We start from the raw sequence: 15,972 nt of genomic DNA, 5'->3' as shown, positions 1-15,972 counted from the left end.
TCAGGAGCTCCGTTTCGTTCCTACGATTACTCTACCGACAGGAAATAGTAGTAGATCGGCTGTCCGCCGTACTGAAGCTCGGTCTCGACCTGCGGGTACGCCTTACGGATACGCGCAGCCACTGCCTCCGCTTCCTCCTCCGGGATATCCTGACCATAGTAGATGGTGATGATCTCAGATTCGTCGTTTACCATCGCCTTGAGCGCCTCCAGAACCGCCTGGTCCTTCTCCTTCGCGACGGCCAGCAGACCGTCATCGCCCAGGGCCATGATGTCATCCTTCTCGATGGCATGGCCGTCGATGGTGGTGTTGCGGACCGCATAGGTGATCTCACCGGTGCGTACGCACTGGGACGCATCCTTCATCGCCTCGAGGTTCTCCTCTGGATTCATATCCGGGCTGAAGCTGATCATCGCTGTGATGCCCTGCGGGATCGTCTTCGTCGGAACGACGATGATGGTCTTATCCTCGATGATATCCTTCGCCTGATTGGCTGCGAGGATGATGTTCTTGTTATTCGGAAGGACGAAGATCGTCTCTGCATTGACCTGATCGCAGGCGTTTAAGATGTCCTCGGTGGACGGATTCATCGTCTGACCGCCCTCGATGACATAATCGACGCCGATACCGCGGAAGATTTCCGTGAGTCCATCACCGGCCGATACCGAGATGAAGCCGTACTCCTTCGCAGGCTCTTCCGGCTTCTCCGGTGCCGCTGCAGACGCAGCTTCTTCCTTCTTCTCCTCTGCGATCCTCGAGGCATCCTCGATGAGCACCTCATGATGCTCGAGGCGCATATTATCGACCTTCATCTTCGAGAGATAACCCATGGTAAGGCCCTTCTCGAAGGCATTGCCCGGGTGGTTCGTATGCACATGTACCTTGATGATGTTCTCATCCGAGAAGCAGACGATGGAGTCACCGACCCCGCCGAGCCACGCACGAAGGCTGTCGACCTCCTCATCCGTGAACTCATGATCACCGTTCACCATGAACTCGGTGCAGTAACCGAACTTGATGTCCGCCGTTGAGATCTCGCCACGGGACTTCCGCTCCACCGGAGCCTCGGCCTTCGCCGCGCCCTGATCGCCGAGATCGAGGACGACCTCTTCTCCCTTGAGCGAAGCCAGGGCACCCTTCACGACCGTCATGAGGCCCTGTCCGCCGGAATCGACGACACCCGCCTCCTTCAGTACCGGAAGCATCTCCGGGGTCTTCGCGAGCACCTCGTCACCGTACGCGACGACCTTCTCCAGCAGCGTGATGAGATCCTCATCGGTCACTGAAAGCTCGGTGATGCGATCGGCCATGCCCTTCGCCACCGTCAGAATCGTACCCTCCTTCGGCTTCATGACCGCCTTGTACGCCGTCTCCACGGCACGGCTGAAGGCACGTGCCATGATCAGGTTATCGATTCCTGCCTCATCCGCATGCTCACGAATCTCCTTCGTAAAGCCACGAATCAGCTGGCTCAGGATGACACCGGAGTTTCCGCGTGCGCCACGAAGAGAGCCGCTGGCCATCGCCTTCGCGACATTCTCCAGGGTCGGTGCACTGATCGCGGCGACCTCTCGTGCCGCTGACATGATGGTCATGGTCATGTTCGTACCTGTATCGCCATCCGGTACAGGGAACACGTTTAACTCATTGATCCACTCCTTCTTCGCGTTTAAGTTGTTCGCGCCAGCCAGAAATGCATTTTTCAGCTGTAAAGCATCTATCTGATCACCCACAGGTAATTCCTCCTTGTAAAGCTACTTAGTCAATGACGCGAACGCCCTCTACATAGACGTTCACATCCTTCACCTTCATACCAGTATACTCTTCTACCTTGTAGCGGACATTCTCGATCAGGTTCTCCGCGACCGCCTGAATGCTGACGCCGTATGCCACGATGACATGGAAGTCCAGAGAGATTCCGTCCTCCTCCATCGTTACGAGGATGCCCTTGGACTGACTTTCACGCTTGAGGAGCTTGACCAGGCCCTGCTGTACAGAAACCTTCGCCATACCCACGATGCCGAAGCACTCAACGGCGGTCATACCCGCATAGGCTGCAATAACGTCTGGCGTTATCTGAATCTCACCCATTTTGGATGCAATCGTTCCTCTCATATCGTACCTCCCGAATAAGGATCTATATTAAATCATAAACACTATGATTATACCATATCTATGGAGCGCTTAAAACAGAAAAAGGGCATTACGATTCGATCGTAATGCCCAATAATCTTTCAATCAAACGATCTCAAAATTAAGCGTTCTCTGTTGCAGCTACTGCCTCTGAAGCCTTGGCTGTACCGAATGCACGCTCAACCTTACCGGATCTTAAGCAGGAAGTACATACATACATCTTCTTTGTACCACCATTTACCTTTACTCTAACAGACTTAACGTTAGCCTTCCAGATCTTGTTTGATCTTCTATGTGAATGGCTTACCTGATTTCCGAAGTGAACTGCCTTCTCACAAATTGCGCACTTTGCCATGGTTGCACCTCCCTTTCAAATTAATCGAATCGAGACACAATCATGCCCCGGAATTCGCGACTCGCCTATAATAACAAATCTCCATTTGTATTGCAAGTACTTTTACGCATTTTTTCCAAAATATCATCCGGGACACGAAATGTAAAGTCAGTATAGCGGCATTACAGGGTTTCTGCATCCTCGACGACGGTTTCCGACGTCGCCTTTTCAGCCATCTCGTCCGCGGCTGCCTGGGCACTCTTCGAGATGCGGCTGCCGCCGGTGATCTTATCGATGGTTTCCGGAAGCATATCGAGGAGCTTCGTGATGGCATCCTGGTTCTTGATATTGACGAGCTTCGTATTTCCGTTCTGAAGCACGAGGATCGCGGTCGGGGTGATCTTCGAGCTGAGCGCTCCCGCACCACCATCACCGTTCTTTGCATCCTTCTCCTTTACATAGCCGCCGGCACCCATGCCGCAGCTGACCTCGATGAGCGGAATCAGGGTAGCATCGCCGACCTTCACCGGCTCACCGACGACGGTCTTCGAATTCACGAAACCGTCCATGCCCTTAAACATGGTATCGAGTATATCTTTTACATTCGTAGAATCACTCATACTGAGCCTCCTTATATACGATCGAGCACGAGCCCGCGTATCTTCTTATTCATCATCAGCTGTATCCCCGCGATCAGGATGTGGATGAGACGTACATGTCCCTTCAGTGCGATCTCGCCCTCGAACAGCGTATGATCAAACACCGGCGTGATCGTGAAGCGTTCCCCGTACAGCGGGTAGAACAGGCTGAGCACAGCGAGCGTCCGTCCCACCATCGCCGGATCCTCGAAGCCGAACGCGAGTCGACCTTCGAACTTCCGAAAGCGAAGATGGTGAAGCAGGTACTTCACTCTGGAAATCAGCAGACGGACGGCCTTCTGATTCTCCTCATCCTCCACCATCTCGCGAAGCGAGGAAGCCTTTTCGCAGATTCTCTTTATTCTATCAGCAAATAAGAATTTTTTCCTCTTCTTTTTCTTCGGTTCTTCAGCCGCAGGGGATGTACGTTTCGTTTTGCTTTCCTGATCGATGTCGGAAGTCGGCGTTTCATCCGCAACTGTTTTCGTCTCATTCAGTTGCTCCGGCGTCGTACTGCTTTTCAGTTCAATGCTGTCGACCTCCGCCGTCTGTGCAGCAGCACGTTCAGATGCTTCTGCTTTACTTTCAGGAACGTTCACGCTCTCTTCCGATATTTTCTCATCTTTCGAAGGCTGCTTCAACTCAACATCTGTATGTTCATCCTGTAATGCGAAACCACCGGAAGAATCGACCGGGCGGAAGCAGAGGATGCGGAGGGAATACGCAAGCCCTGCCGGGGTGATGTCCGCGTGGAGCTGCACCATATGGAGAAGCCAGCTGAGCTCGAGGTGCGCGGCGTAATCGCGCTTCTCTTCGCCCTTATGGCCGGCACCCGCATAGCGGAACGGGACCAGCAGGACGAGTCCGAGGAGAAGCAGGAGCAGCAGTAAAAGAAAGAGGAGGACGAGCCCGATGACTTTTAATATCATACATAAAAGCATCTGCTGTCCTCCTCGTGTTTACAGGATGTGGCGATCCTTCAGCATCTGTGTGACGCAGTCGATCGTATCCCGATAGCCATAGCCGATCCCGAGTACCTCGACCGTCTCCGTATCGAGCTTCGGATTCAGGAACATGGCCTGATTGTAGATTTCATATAGATTGGGCTCCGGTGCACGCACGATGACGTACGCCCCCGGCTGGAACTGGCCCTTCCGGAGGTTATCCAGGATATAGGACCGGTGCTCTGCTGCATGCCTTCCATAGTACATGTGCTTAGAAAAAATCATCGGATTCTCTCCTTACATGCCGCCCTCGGTGATAACCTTATAGTTCTTTGCGATGTAGTCAAGCAGGGATACCAGCGTCAGGACGAAGGCGACGCCTGCGATGATCAGCGTCACGGTATGAAGTGCCGGGATGTTCAGGATCAGCAGGATGACCGTAAGCATCTGGAAGGTCGTCTTGAACTTTCCCCACCAGGATGCGGCGATCACGATGCCGTTGTCGGCCGCCACCAGACGGAAGCCGGAGATGATGAACTCACGGGCGATCACGGTGATGACGTACCAGGACGGAAGCTGTCCGAGCTCGATCATGCAGATCAGTGCGGAGCAGACCAGCAGCTTATCCGCCAGCGGGTCCATGAACTTTCCGAAGTTCGTCACCAGATTGTTCCGGCGTGCGATTTGACCATCCAGGAAATCCGTGAAGGAGGCGAAGCAGAACACGATCAGCGCCGCGATGCGGAGCGTATCGTTCTGTCCGCCCTCCAGGAGAAGCAGTACCACAAATACCGGAATCAGTACAACACGTAATAAAGTCAGTTTATTCGGCAGATTCATCAGATTCTCTCTCCTATCAGATCATAACCATCCGCCTCGATGATACGACAGGAAATCATATCACCGCTGAGCTCGTTATGATACTCACCTGCATCGACGTAGACGAGACTGTCGATATCCGGGTTATCCATATAGGAACGACACAGATACTCGTTATGCTCCGGATCATATCCGACTATGATAACCCTGAGTTCTCGTCCGATCTGTTTTCTCGCCTTCTCGAAGGCGATGCCCTGCTGCAGCCGCATGATCTCATCCTGCCGCTGAAGCTTGATCTTCTCCGGCACCTGGCCCTCCATCTCCGCAGCCGGCGTATCCTCTTCCTGTGAATACAGGAAGACACCCAGGCGGTCGAAGCGCATCTCCGTGACGAAGTTCTTCAGGATGTCGAAGTCCTCTTCTGTCTCGCCCGGGAAGCCAGTAATCAGGGTCGTCCGAAGGGCGATGTCCGGGATCTCACGACGAAGCGTCGCAATGCGCTCACGGAGCTCCGACTCACGGGTCCGACGGTGCATGTTCTTCAGGATCTTATCCGACGCATGTTGGATCGGGATGTCGAGGTAGTGTACGACCTTCGGGTTATCGCGGATCGTCTGGATGAGCTCGTCCGTGATCTCCTCCGGGTAGCAGTACAGGATACGGATCCACTCGAGACCCTCGATCTCCGAAAGCCGGTTCAGGAGCTCCGGAAGGCTCTTCTTACCATAGAGATCGACACCGTAGAGGGTCGTCTCCTGGGCCACGAGGATCAGCTCCTTCGTGCCCTCGGAAGCAAGTCGCTTCGCCTCCTCCAGAAGGTGTTCCATCGGCACCGAGCGGTAGTGTCCGCGCAGCTTCGGGATGATGCAGTAGGTGCAGCACTTGTCGCAGCCCTCGGCGATCTTGAGATACGCCGTGTAGTTCTCTGCGTTCTCGACACGCTTCATCTGCACATCCAGACGCTCGACATACTCCTTCACGCCGATGACCTCATCGACCTCCGGAAGCTCCTTTCGGATCTCCTCACGGTAGCGCTCTGCGAGGCAGCCCGCCACGATGAGCTTCTTGAGCCTGCCTGTTTCTTTATATTCACCATTCTCGATGATGGTGTTGATGCTCTCCTCCTTCGCATCCCCGATGAAGGCGCAGGTATTGATGACTGTAATATCTGCCTCAGCCGGATCATCGGTGAGCTCACTGCCCGGATACTTCTCGAGCAGGTTGGAAAGCATCTTCTCACTGTCCACCCGGTTCTTGTCACAACCGAGGGATATCATGTGAATCTTCATATATTATGCTTCGCTGTCGGAGTTGTAGTCATCCTCAGAGGAAGCTGCATGCGCATCGTTCATCAGCATGATATCCTCACTGTCCTCGTCCTCGCTGTCCTCATCGAGGTCAAAAGCGAAGCCCGGGTTCTCTCTCGCCGCGATCTTCGGATCGTCATCGACCTCCGTACCACGCTTGATGGTCACGAGATTCCGTGCGAGCTCCTCGACAGCGATCGCGAGCGGCTTTCTGCCTTCTGCGTTCGGAAGTACAGGATCTGCACCATCGATCAGCTGACGTGCACGCTTCGCGCTGGCGATAACGGCTGCGTAACGGCTCTCTACGAGCTTATCCGTGTCGTCCTGAATGGCGTTCGTATTCTTCGCTGCATCAATCAGGTCATTATATGTTTGCTGTGACATGTTCTATCCTCCTCAGATCCTGTCTTACATTTTCGATGATCTCCATGTGCCGGCTGGACTTTTCGTGCGCGGCACGTATGAGATTATGCAATTTTTCGGTGCAAGTGTCAATATTATCGTTTACCAATATATAGTCGTAGGCCTCGACGCCCTCCGACTCCTGCATGGCTCTCCGAAGGCGCTTTTCGATGACCTCCATGGTCTCCGTGCCACGTCCCACGAGACGGCGGCGAAGCTCCTCTCCCGATGGCGGTGTGACGAAGATCAGGATCGCCTCCGGGTACTTCTCGCGGATCTTCAGTGCGCCCTGGATCTCGATTTCGAGTAGTACATCCTTTCCGGCCTCGAGGTTCTCCTCGACATACTTCTTCGGTGTGCCGTAGTAGTGCTCGACGTACTGCGCGTACTCCACGAGCGCATCCTGTGCGATCATCTCCTCGAACTCCTCCTTCGTCCTGAAGAAGTACTCGCGTCCATCGACCTCGCCCTCGCGCGGCTGGCGCGTCGTCGCTGAGATCGACAGTGCATACTGATCATAACGGGAAACAAGCTGCTTCATCAGCGTTCCCTTACCGGCTCCTGAAAAGCCGGAAATCACAACTAAAACTCCCTTTTCCATGTATACCTTCCTTTTCGTCCAATGCTTCCGACCTGGCTTCATCAATTGATTTACTGAGCCATCCCCGCTGCGCTCCGCCCCCTAAGCTGCGGGCTATGGAAGCCCTTGCTTAGCCCTTCGGGCACAGAACAGAGTTCTGATTTACTGGGCCATCCCCGCTGCGCTCCGCCCCCTAAGCTGCGGGCCATGGAAGCCCTTGCTTAGCCCTTCGGGCACAGAACAAAGTTCTGTGGGATATCGTTCCGGAGTTTGCCTTATGCAAACTCCTTCACTCCAGATTCTGAATCTGCTCACGGATCTTCTCGATCAGGGTCTTCAGCCCGATCGCATCCTCCGATACGATCAGGTCGTTTGCCTTACTGAGCGTCGTGTTCGCCTCACGGTTCATCTCCTGTGCGACGAAATCAAGCTCACGACCGACGAGGCCGTCGTTCTGGAGCTTCGTCCGCATATTCTTGATATGGCTGTGCAGGCGTACCCGCTCCTCATCGGTGCAGATCTTATCCGAGTAGATCGTCACCTCCTGCACGATGCGGGCTTCGTCGATGCCGGTACCCTCGAGGAGCTCCGATACCTTCGCACGAAGACGCGCCTCATAGGCGGCTGTGATCTCCGGCGAACGCGCATCGATACGGTTCACGATGGCTTCCATCTCGGCGAGTTTTCCGAGGAGATCCTTCTGGAGGTTCTCGCCCTCCATCACACGGGTCTCGGAGAAACGCTCGAGTGCACCGGTGAGTGACGGCTTCAGGCTCTCCCAGAGCGCGTCATCATCCTCAGATTCCTCAGAGAGCACGAGCACATCCGGCAGCGACGCCAGATTGGTGACTTTAACATTGTCCTCGACTCCCAGCGCGTTCACCAGTGTACGCATGGACTCCAGGTACTCCTTCGCGAGCGGCAGATCGAGCCGGAGGGCCTTTCTCTTCTCTGAAAAGCTCTCGTAGGTGATGAAGAGATCGACCTTGCCACGGGAGATGTACTCCTTCACAGTGTTTCGGATATTGGCCTCGAGTGCATTAAACTTCTTCGGCATCTTGATGCTGAGATCCAGGAAACGGGAATTGACCGACTTCACTTCCACGGACAGGCGGTACTGGTCGTTCGAGACCTCGGCGCGTCCGAATCCGGTCATGCTTTTTAATTTCATAGATTACCTCGATGTGCACAGCCTGCCCGAGGGCGGCTTGCGTTTTTTAGTCATATGTAATAAATTATAGTCTACTATAATTTAGAAGTAAAGTTTTAACAGTTCAGGTCGTGGGGTCCCCTGTCTGAACTGTCACGTAAGGTTTTGATATAGAAAGGCGATGTGCTATGGCATATGATGGACTGGTCGTTTCGGCGACCGTAAAGGAGTTTCGCGAGCGTCTGATCGGCGGCAGGATTGCGAAGATCACACAGCCGGAGAAGGATGAGATCCAGCTGACCGTGCGAAATCAGAAGGATAATGTGAAGGTACAGATCTCGGTCAATCCGTCCCTTCCGCTCTGCACCCTCACGGAGGATGCGAAGCCGGCGCCGATCAACGCGCCGACCTTCTGTATGGCCCTCCGGAAGCACATCGGAAACGGTGCGATCCTCGACGTGCGACAGCCGGACCAGGCGCTGCACGAGGACGGTCTCGAGCGTGTCATCCTCTTCACCATCGAGCATCTCGATGAGATGGGCGACCTCGGAAAGCGCTACCTCGCGGTCGAGCTGATGGGCAAGTACTCGAACATCATCCTGCTCCGCGATGACCACAGCATCATCGATTCCGTGAAGCGCATCTCCGCTTCCCAGTCCTCCGTGCGGGAGGTGCTGCCGAATCGTCCGTACTTCATCCCGGATGCGGGTGTAAAGAAGAATCCGCTGACACTCGATGAAGCCGCTTTCTGTGCGCTGCTCGCGCAGCAGCCGGAGCCGGTCTTCAAGGCGCTCTTCCATCACATCACGGGTCTCAGTCCACTGACGGCCTCCGAGCTCTGTCACCGCGCCGGTGTCGATCCCGACCTCTCCGCGAACTGCCAGCCGGCAGAAGCATTAGCCGCACTGTACGGAAGCTTCCATCATATTATAGAAGAAGTTGCGATCGAGCGGCAGCCGGATCCGGTCATCGTCTACCAGGATGAGGTGCCGACGGACTTCTCCGCCTTCGATCTCACGCTGTATGAGGCGGACGCCGCCTTCGAGGTCGAGCACTTCGACTCGATGAGTGAGGTCATCCGCCGCTTCTACAGTGAGAAGGATAAGAGCTCCAGGATCCGTCAGCGTTCGACGGATCTCCGGAAGGTGCTGACGACGCTGATGGAGCGTGCCGGGAAGAAGCTGATGATTCAGGAGAAGCAGCTCCGGGATACCGAGGGCATGGATAAGTACCGCGTATACGGTGAGCTGCTGCACACCTACGGCTACTCGCTGCAGGGTGGGGAGGATCAGCTGGTCTGCGAGAACTACTATACAAACAGTGAGATCACGATTCCACTGCAGAAGGATCTCTCTGCGGCGGAGAATGCGAAGCGCTACCTCGAGAAGTACCAGAAGCAGAAGCGTACGAAGGAGAACGTGACGGTGCAGCTCGAGGAGACGCGGAAGGAGGTCGAGCACCTCGAGTCGATTCGCACGGCGCTCGATATCGCGGAGTCCGAGGAGGATCTGCAGGATATCCGTCGGGAGATGATCGATTTCGGTTTCCTGCATAAGACGCCGGGAAAGGGAAAGAACCGGCTGCAGCGGAAGTCGAAGCCGTACCACTGGGTGACGAGCGACGGCTATGAGCTGTTCATCGGAAAGAATAATTATCAGAACGAGGACGTGAGCTTCCGACTCGGGGATGGCGGGGATCTCTGGTTCCACGCGAAGGGCGTGACGGGTTCGCATGTCATCGTGAAGACGGGCGGGCAGCCGATGGAGGAGGTGCCGGACCGGGTCTTCATCGAGGCGGCGGAGCTCGCGGCGTACTTCTCTTCGCATCGTGAGGATCCGAAGGTCGAGGTCGATTATACGATTCGGAAGAATCTTCGGAAGGTGCCGAATCAGGCACCGGGCTTCGTCATCTATCATACGAACTGGTCGGTGACGGTGGAGCCGAAGAACCTACTCAATGCATAAAAAAAAGACCGCTTACGCGGTCTTTTTTTTACTCCTCATTCTCTTCTTCCCAGTTGGTGTATACAGTCTGAACGTCCTCGGATGCGTCGAGCAGGTCGAGGGTTCTGCGAAGTCCCTTTACGACCTCTGGATCGGTAACCGATACGTAGTTCTGCGGGATCATCACGACGTCCGCTTCTGCCATCGGGATGCCCTGCTTCTCGATGTTCTCGCGAACCGTCTCGAAGTCCGCCGGATCCGTGATGATCACGTAGGAATCCTCTTCGTCGGTGATGTCCTCGGCACCAGCCTCGATGGCCATATCCATCAGTGTGTCGAAGTCCTTACCCATATCGTCCATCGCCTCACGGTCGAGGATGATCTGGCCCTTCTCGTCAAACATGAAGGAAACGGCACCCTGCGTTGCGAGTGAGCCGTGGCCCTTCGTAAATGCGGAACGTACATCCGCTGCAGCACGGTTCTTGTTATCCGTCAGAACCTTGACGATGATGGCTACACCATTCGGGCCGTAGCCCTCGTACTGAAGCTCCTCGAAGTTATCCGCATCCATGGATCCGGCTGCCTTCTTGATACCGCTGTTGATGGTGTCGTTCGGCATGTTGTTTGCCTTTGCCTTCGCGATGACAGCAGCGAGCTTGGAGTTGTTAGCTGGGTCAGGTCCACCGGCCTTTACAGCCAGTGCGAGCTCATGGCCGATCATGGTGAAAATTTTGCCCTTTGCGGCATCATTCTTTTCCTTCTTAGCACGGATGTTTGAAAACTTGGAATGTCCTGACATAATACTCTCCTCAATTACATATATAAAATTGATCGATGTTTAAATCAAACTCTAGTACTATAACGTAAAAACGGCGTAGAATCAAGCTTTTCTGACATGTTTGCATCTTAGAACGGCGGGCGGGTCGCAGGAATCATCTTCACGCATGCATCACGATTCCGAGCATGTCCGCCGTTTCCCTGGCGAGTACGCCGTGGGTTCCGTGGATATTTGCGGCCTGTCGTCCAGCTTCTGCATGGAGCAGGACGCCGGTGACGGCTGCGTCGAAGGCCATCCTGCGCCAACGCGTACGCTGTTCTTCTGGCGGGACTTCGTTCAGTGCGTCGATCCGGTCAGCGCGCAGGACGGCATAGACGCCGGCGATGGCACCGGACAGGACGTCGCCGGAGCCGCCTTTACTGAGGGCCGGGCTCGCCTCCAGGTTCTGGAAGGCGTGTCCGTCGGCATCCAGGACGATGGTTTCCGAGCCCTTCATCACGGTTATGGTGCCATGTGCCGCGGCCAATGCTTCCGCCGCGTGGGCCGGGCACTGAAGGATCTCCTGTAGCGAAACCGCAGAGAGGCGCGCCATCTCCATCGGGTGTGGCGTGACGACCACCGGGATCTGCCGTGCGATCTGGTCGACGAGCTGCATGAGCTCCGGACGGACGCTCAGGATATTGAGGCCGTCTGCGTCGATCAGCAGAAGCGGGAATTTCCCAAGCCATTTCGACGGCGCTGCATCACACTGCGCTGCGATGGCCTGCAGCAGCTCGCGAACGAGCGTCACGCTCAGCGCCTCGGTGCCGAGACCTGGCCCCAGCACGAGGATGTCCGCCCAGGAGACATTGGCCTCGGACAGGACCCGGAAATTACTGTCCGAATCGTAGCCGGTGAAGATCGCCTCCAGAAGCAGGGACTGCACGATGAGGCGGTTCGACGCAGGGGTCAGGATGCGCACGAGGCCGGCGCCGCTGCGATAGGCGGCGAGACCGGCGAGGTAAGCGGCACCACACATGCCCTCCGAGCCGGCGGCCACGAGGATCTTTCCGTAGGTTCCCTTATTACTGTCGCTCCGGCGTGCCGGAATCTTCTTAAGATAGGTCGTCTTGTCTGTGTCCATCTGTGCCCTCCAGTATGGCAAATGCGATGACGAGCTCCTTCGTGTCGGAGATCGAGACCTGAATCGAACGTCCGCCCAGCTCGTCATACAGTGTGCGGGCAGCGCCGTGAAGCACGACATAGGGTTTCCCGAGTTCATCCCGGAGCACCTCGACGTCGATCGGGCGGAAGCCGCGGAAGCCGGTGCCGAAGCACTTCGCGACCGCCTCCTTACATGCAAAATCACCGGCAAGCATGGAATCTCTTCCAGATGCCTGCCGGCGCTCATGCTCCGTAAAAATACGAGTCTCCGTGCCTGTTCGCCGGGTACTCTCGATACGGCTGATTTCCAGGATGTCGGTGCCGATACCGATCACCATCTTATGCCTCGTCCTCCGCTTCTTTCCGTCCGTAGGCTTCACCCATACGGTAGCTGAGACGCATCAGCGACTCGGAGAGATGCACGTTCTCGATGACGACATCATCCGGAACCTCGAGATCGACGTGCGCGAAGTTCCAGATACCAACGACGCCGTCGGCGATCAGCTGCTCGACTACCTTCACGGCCGGTGTCTTCGGGATGCAGACCGCTGCCATCTTGACATTGGATGCCTTCACGACCTCATCGATCTTCTCCATCGGAAGCACCTCAACATCGCCTACCCGGGTACCGATAACCGTCGGGTCCTGATCGAAGATAGCTCTTACGATGAAGCCGCGCTTTCGGAAATTTGTATAGTTCGCCAGTGCCTGTCCTAAGTGACCGGCTCCGACGATGATCATCTCATGCTCCTCATCGATGTTCAGGATCTTCGCGATCTCATCATGCAGATTTCGGATGTTGTAGCCGTAGCCCTGCTGACCGAAGCCGCCGAAGTTATTGAGGTCCTGACGGATCTGCGACGCCGTGAGCTTCATCCGCTTACTTAATTCGTTCGACGAAATGCGCTCGATCCCCTGATCCATGAGATCCTCGAGATATCGATAATATCTAGGAAGTCTCTGGATAACCGCCTGTGATATTTCTTTCTTTGCCATGTTAATACGCTCTCCTGTGATATGATTTTGTAGATATTGCATACAAAATCATAGATTTCGTTCTAAATTATACAATCCTGTGAAATAGATGTCAAAGGCAAGTTGTAGAATTCTTAACAATTATATTGTTAAATAAGTATAAATAATAATCTTTTGTTTTCTATATTTTACAAGCACTTCCGCTGCCCTGTATAATGGGCTCATCAAAAAACGGAGGTGCTTTTAATTTGAAGGAAAGATTATTTCAAACGATCGATGGCGTTCGGGAAGAGCTGATCGCGATGGCCGACGATATCTTCGATCACCCGGAAACCGGCATGGAGGAGTTTCATGCCCTTGACGTTCTGACACAGTGGCTTATGCGCGAAGGCTTCGAGGTCGAAACCGGCATTGCGGGTGTCCCGACCGCATTTAAGGCCGTCTTCCACCACGGGAACGGCGGCCCGAACATCGGACTGCTCTGTGAGTATGACGCGCTTCCAGGCCTCGGACACGCCTGCGGTCATCATCTGCAGGGTCCATCCATCCTCGCTGCGGCGAAGGCATTGAAAGAAGCAGACCTGGACCAGGCCTATACCATCACGGTCTACGGAACCCCTGCCGAGGAAAGCATCAGCGGTAAGATCCAGATGATCCGGAACGGCTGCGATTTCACCGATCTCGACGTGGCCTTCATGATGCACGGCGGTCCGAATACGCAGGTGGATGTGAAGTCGCTCGCGAACTCGAAGTATAAGGTAATCTACCACGGCACCAGTGCGCACGCTGCGCTCCGCCCGGAAAAGGGTCGCAGTGCGCTGGATGGCCTCATCCTCGCCTTCCAGGGCGTTGAGTTTTTACGTGAGCACGTCGCATCCGACGTGAAGATCCATTATACAGTCACCAACTGCGGCGGCACACCGGCCAATGTCGTGCCGGCCTATGCGGAGGCGAGCTTCTACGTGCGTTCCTATAACCGCGCTTACCTCGACAACGTCTGCACACGCTTCGAAAAGATTCTCCAGGGCGCGGCGATGATGACCGAAACCGAGGTGGAAATCATCCGCGAGAAGGACATCGTACCCCTTCATCTATACCCACAAAAACGAGGCGCCCATTGCAGTGATGCAATGGGCGCCTCGTTTATACTAGTATTTGTCACGCGATCAGATCTTCGGGGTTCTCTTCAGAATCTCGTGTCTCTCCGGACCATTGGAAACCATGGTGATCGGGGTCTCGATGTGCTTCTCGATGAAGTCGATGTAGTTCTTACAGTTCTCCGGAAGCTCGTCATAGTTCTTGATGCCGCGGATGTCGCAGTTCCAGCCCGGCAGGGTCTCATAGACCGGCTTTGCCTTGTTAAGGAGCGGTGTAACCGGGAAGTCGGTGGTTACCTTACCATCGATCTCATAGCCTACGCAGACCTTGATCTCCTTCAGGTAGCCGAGTACATCGAGGACGGTCAGTGCGACCTCGGTCGCGCTCTGAAGCTGGCAACCATACTTCGAAGCGACGGCATCATACCAGCCGACTCTTCTCGGACGTCCAGTGGTTGCACCGAACTCACCCTTATCGCCACCTCTTCTACGAAGCTCATCTGCCTCCTCACCGAAGAGCTCGGAAACGAAATCACCGGCACCGACTGCGGAGGAATATGCCTTCGTTACAGCGACGATATCCTTGATCTCATATGGAGGGATACCGGCACCGACGGCACCATAGGCTGCGAGTGTGGAGCTGGAGGTTACCATCGGATAGATACCGTGATCCGGATCCTTCATGGTACCGAGCTGACCCTCGAGCAGGACGGTCTTACCTTCCTTCAGTGCCTCACGCAGGAACTTCGAGGTATCGGTCACATACGGTGCGATCATATCTCTCTGACGATGCATCTCCTCGAGGAGCTCGTCGTAGTTGATCTCCGGTGCATGATAAAGCTCACGCAGGATCGCATTCTTGATTTCGATGACCTTGTGCAGACGATCCTGAAGGACCTCCTCATCGAAGAGCTCGCTTACCTGAAGACCGATCTTCGCATACTTGTCAGAGAAGAACGGTGCGATGCCGGACTTCGTGGAGCCATAGCTCTTACCGGCGAGTCTCGCCTCCTCGAGTGTATCGAACAGAACGTGATATGGCATCATAACCTGTGCACGGTTGGATACCAGGATCTTCGGGGTCGGAACGCCGGCGTCGACGATGGACTTCAGCTCTGCACAGAACCTCTCGATATCGAGTGCCACACCATTTCCGAGTACGGATGTGGTGTGATTGTAGAATATGCCGCTCGGCATAAGGTGGAGTGAGAAACGACCATAATTGTTGATGATGGTATGGCCGGCATTTGCGCCACCCTGGAAACGTACAACGATATCCGAGGTCTCGGCAAGCACATCGGTGATCTTGCCCTTGCCCTCGTCGCCCCAGTTTGCTCCAACGATTGCTCTTACCATGTGAATCCTCCTAAGGATAGCATCCGTGTATGGATACTATGGATGTTCTTCACCTTTTTGACACAGTCCATCTCGGGCGTCCTCACCCGGATGTATGTGAGAGATTCGTGACCAGAACATCCTGCATTATTTTTTGTTTGTCAGTTTCGTGAACCAGATGAAGATGTAGATCACCACCGGTACGACGACCAGACAGAATAAACAGGCCAGAAGGTACTGGTTCGCTCCGGTCACCGCGAAATACAGTACGGCGACGAGGAGAAACGCGATGATGACCAGTGCGAGAATCGCGAGTATTCGTCTAAGCTCCATGGTCACTACCTCCTGTATCGTGATTACGCACAGACAAGGTTATTATATCGGGAATACGGCC

At 54.8% G+C, this 15,972-nt stretch carries 18 protein-coding genes and 1 pseudogene; 2 read left to right on the top strand and 17 right to left on the bottom strand.

Features of this window, described 5'->3' with window-relative positions:
* Nucleotides 1-26 precede the first annotated feature (26 nt).
* The 11 genes from ACTQ52_RS04005 to ACTQ52_RS03955 form a co-directional block, all read right to left on the bottom strand.
* A complete protein-coding gene (locus ACTQ52_RS04005) occupies nt 27-1,733 on the bottom strand; it encodes a DAK2 domain-containing protein (RefSeq protein ID WP_441981868.1) in 1,707 nt (568 codons plus the stop codon).
* A 25-nt stretch (nt 1,734-1,758) separates the two neighbouring features.
* The gene (locus tag ACTQ52_RS04000) at nt 1,759-2,115 is read right to left on the bottom strand and encodes an Asp23/Gls24 family envelope stress response protein (RefSeq protein ID WP_410043962.1); all 357 of its coding nucleotides are present in this window, start codon (nt 2,113-2,115) and stop codon (nt 1,759-1,761) included.
* Nucleotides 2,116-2,254: 139 nt separating this feature from the next.
* On the bottom strand, nt 2,255-2,488 hold the full coding sequence (gene rpmB / locus ACTQ52_RS03995) for a 50S ribosomal protein L28 (RefSeq protein WP_410043961.1): 234 nt from the start codon (nt 2,486-2,488) through the stop codon (nt 2,255-2,257).
* A 161-nt stretch (nt 2,489-2,649) separates the two neighbouring features.
* Complete coding sequence (locus ACTQ52_RS03990; protein WP_410043960.1) at nt 2,650-3,087, bottom strand: GerW family sporulation protein; 438 nt, start codon at nt 3,085-3,087, stop codon at nt 2,650-2,652.
* Between the two features lie 11 nt (nt 3,088-3,098).
* Nucleotides 3,099-4,046: a DUF2953 domain-containing protein gene (locus ACTQ52_RS03985; protein ID WP_441981867.1), complete on the bottom strand. Its 948-nt coding sequence runs from the start codon at nt 4,044-4,046 to the stop codon at nt 3,099-3,101.
* A gap of 18 nt (nt 4,047-4,064) precedes the next feature.
* Nucleotides 4,065-4,334, bottom strand: a complete 270-nt coding sequence (locus ACTQ52_RS03980; RefSeq protein ID WP_410043958.1) for a hypothetical protein — start codon at nt 4,332-4,334, stop codon at nt 4,065-4,067.
* Nucleotides 4,335-4,346: 12 nt separating this feature from the next.
* On the bottom strand, nt 4,347-4,889 hold the full coding sequence (gene pgsA / locus ACTQ52_RS03975; RefSeq protein WP_441226330.1) for a CDP-diacylglycerol--glycerol-3-phosphate 3-phosphatidyltransferase: 543 nt from the start codon (nt 4,887-4,889) through the stop codon (nt 4,347-4,349).
* The gene (gene rimO, locus ACTQ52_RS03970) at nt 4,889-6,157 is read right to left on the bottom strand and encodes a 30S ribosomal protein S12 methylthiotransferase RimO (protein ID WP_441981866.1); all 1,269 of its coding nucleotides are present in this window, start codon (nt 6,155-6,157) and stop codon (nt 4,889-4,891) included. Before rimO ends, pgsA begins: the two co-directional genes overlap by 1 nt.
* 3 nt (nt 6,158-6,160) lie before the next feature.
* Nucleotides 6,161-6,559 carry a DNA-directed RNA polymerase subunit omega gene (rpoZ, locus tag ACTQ52_RS03965; RefSeq protein WP_410043955.1) on the bottom strand — a complete coding sequence of 133 codons (399 nt, stop codon included), beginning with the start codon at nt 6,557-6,559 and terminating at the stop codon, nt 6,161-6,163.
* Nucleotides 6,540-7,178, bottom strand: a complete 639-nt coding sequence (gmk, locus tag ACTQ52_RS03960; protein ID WP_410043954.1) for a guanylate kinase — start codon at nt 7,176-7,178, stop codon at nt 6,540-6,542. Before gmk ends, rpoZ begins: the two co-directional genes overlap by 20 nt.
* Nucleotides 7,179-7,446: 268 nt before the next feature.
* A complete protein-coding gene (locus tag ACTQ52_RS03955; RefSeq protein ID WP_441981865.1) occupies nt 7,447-8,328 on the bottom strand; it encodes a YicC/YloC family endoribonuclease in 882 nt (293 codons plus the stop codon).
* Nucleotides 8,329-8,495: 167 nt separating this feature from the next.
* Between ACTQ52_RS03955 and ACTQ52_RS03950 the strand changes: the two genes are divergently transcribed.
* Nucleotides 8,496-10,271 (top strand): Rqc2 family fibronectin-binding protein, encoded by a 1,776-nt coding sequence (locus tag ACTQ52_RS03950; RefSeq protein ID WP_441226332.1) that lies wholly within the window; start codon nt 8,496-8,498, stop codon nt 10,269-10,271.
* A gap of 28 nt (nt 10,272-10,299) precedes the next feature.
* Here ACTQ52_RS03950 and ACTQ52_RS03945 read toward each other — a convergent pair whose 3' ends face one another.
* From ACTQ52_RS03945 to ACTQ52_RS03930, 4 genes are all read right to left on the bottom strand, one after another.
* On the bottom strand, nt 10,300-11,049 hold the full coding sequence (locus ACTQ52_RS03945; protein WP_410043951.1) for a YebC/PmpR family DNA-binding transcriptional regulator: 750 nt from the start codon (nt 11,047-11,049) through the stop codon (nt 10,300-10,302).
* Nucleotides 11,050-11,188: 139 nt separating this feature from the next.
* The gene (locus tag ACTQ52_RS03940) at nt 11,189-12,151 is read right to left on the bottom strand and encodes an NAD(P)H-hydrate dehydratase (RefSeq protein ID WP_441981864.1); all 963 of its coding nucleotides are present in this window, start codon (nt 12,149-12,151) and stop codon (nt 11,189-11,191) included.
* Nucleotides 12,123-12,509: a holo-ACP synthase gene (acpS, locus tag ACTQ52_RS03935; RefSeq protein WP_441981863.1), complete on the bottom strand. Its 387-nt coding sequence runs from the start codon at nt 12,507-12,509 to the stop codon at nt 12,123-12,125. Before acpS ends, ACTQ52_RS03940 begins: the two co-directional genes overlap by 29 nt.
* Nucleotide 12,510: 1 nt before the next feature.
* Nucleotides 12,511-13,167 carry a redox-sensing transcriptional repressor Rex gene (locus ACTQ52_RS03930; protein ID WP_410043948.1) on the bottom strand — a complete coding sequence of 219 codons (657 nt, stop codon included), beginning with the start codon at nt 13,165-13,167 and terminating at the stop codon, nt 12,511-12,513.
* Nucleotides 13,168-13,361: 194 nt separating this feature from the next.
* Between ACTQ52_RS03930 and ACTQ52_RS03925 the strand changes: the two are divergent.
* Nucleotides 13,362-14,171 (top strand): annotated as a pseudogene (locus tag ACTQ52_RS03925) (amidohydrolase); the annotation flags it as partial.
* Between the two features lie 141 nt (nt 14,172-14,312).
* Here ACTQ52_RS03925 and ACTQ52_RS03920 read toward each other — a convergent pair.
* Nucleotides 14,313-15,599, bottom strand: coding sequence for an adenylosuccinate synthase (locus ACTQ52_RS03920; protein WP_410043946.1), 1,287 nt, complete (start codon nt 15,597-15,599; stop codon nt 14,313-14,315).
* A gap of 126 nt (nt 15,600-15,725) precedes the next feature.
* Nucleotides 15,726-15,911 carry a phosphate ABC transporter substrate-binding protein gene (locus ACTQ52_RS03915; protein WP_410043945.1) on the bottom strand — a complete coding sequence of 62 codons (186 nt, stop codon included), beginning with the start codon at nt 15,909-15,911 and terminating at the stop codon, nt 15,726-15,728.
* Nucleotides 15,912-15,972 lie beyond the last annotated feature (61 nt).

This window comes from Oribacterium sp. Sow4_G1_1, from assembly GCF_052116105.1.
GTDB lineage: Bacteria > Bacillota > Clostridia > Lachnospirales > Lachnospiraceae > Oribacterium.
The sequence above is the reverse complement of the archived record's forward strand: the minus strand, read 5'-3'. Positions and strand labels throughout refer to the sequence as shown.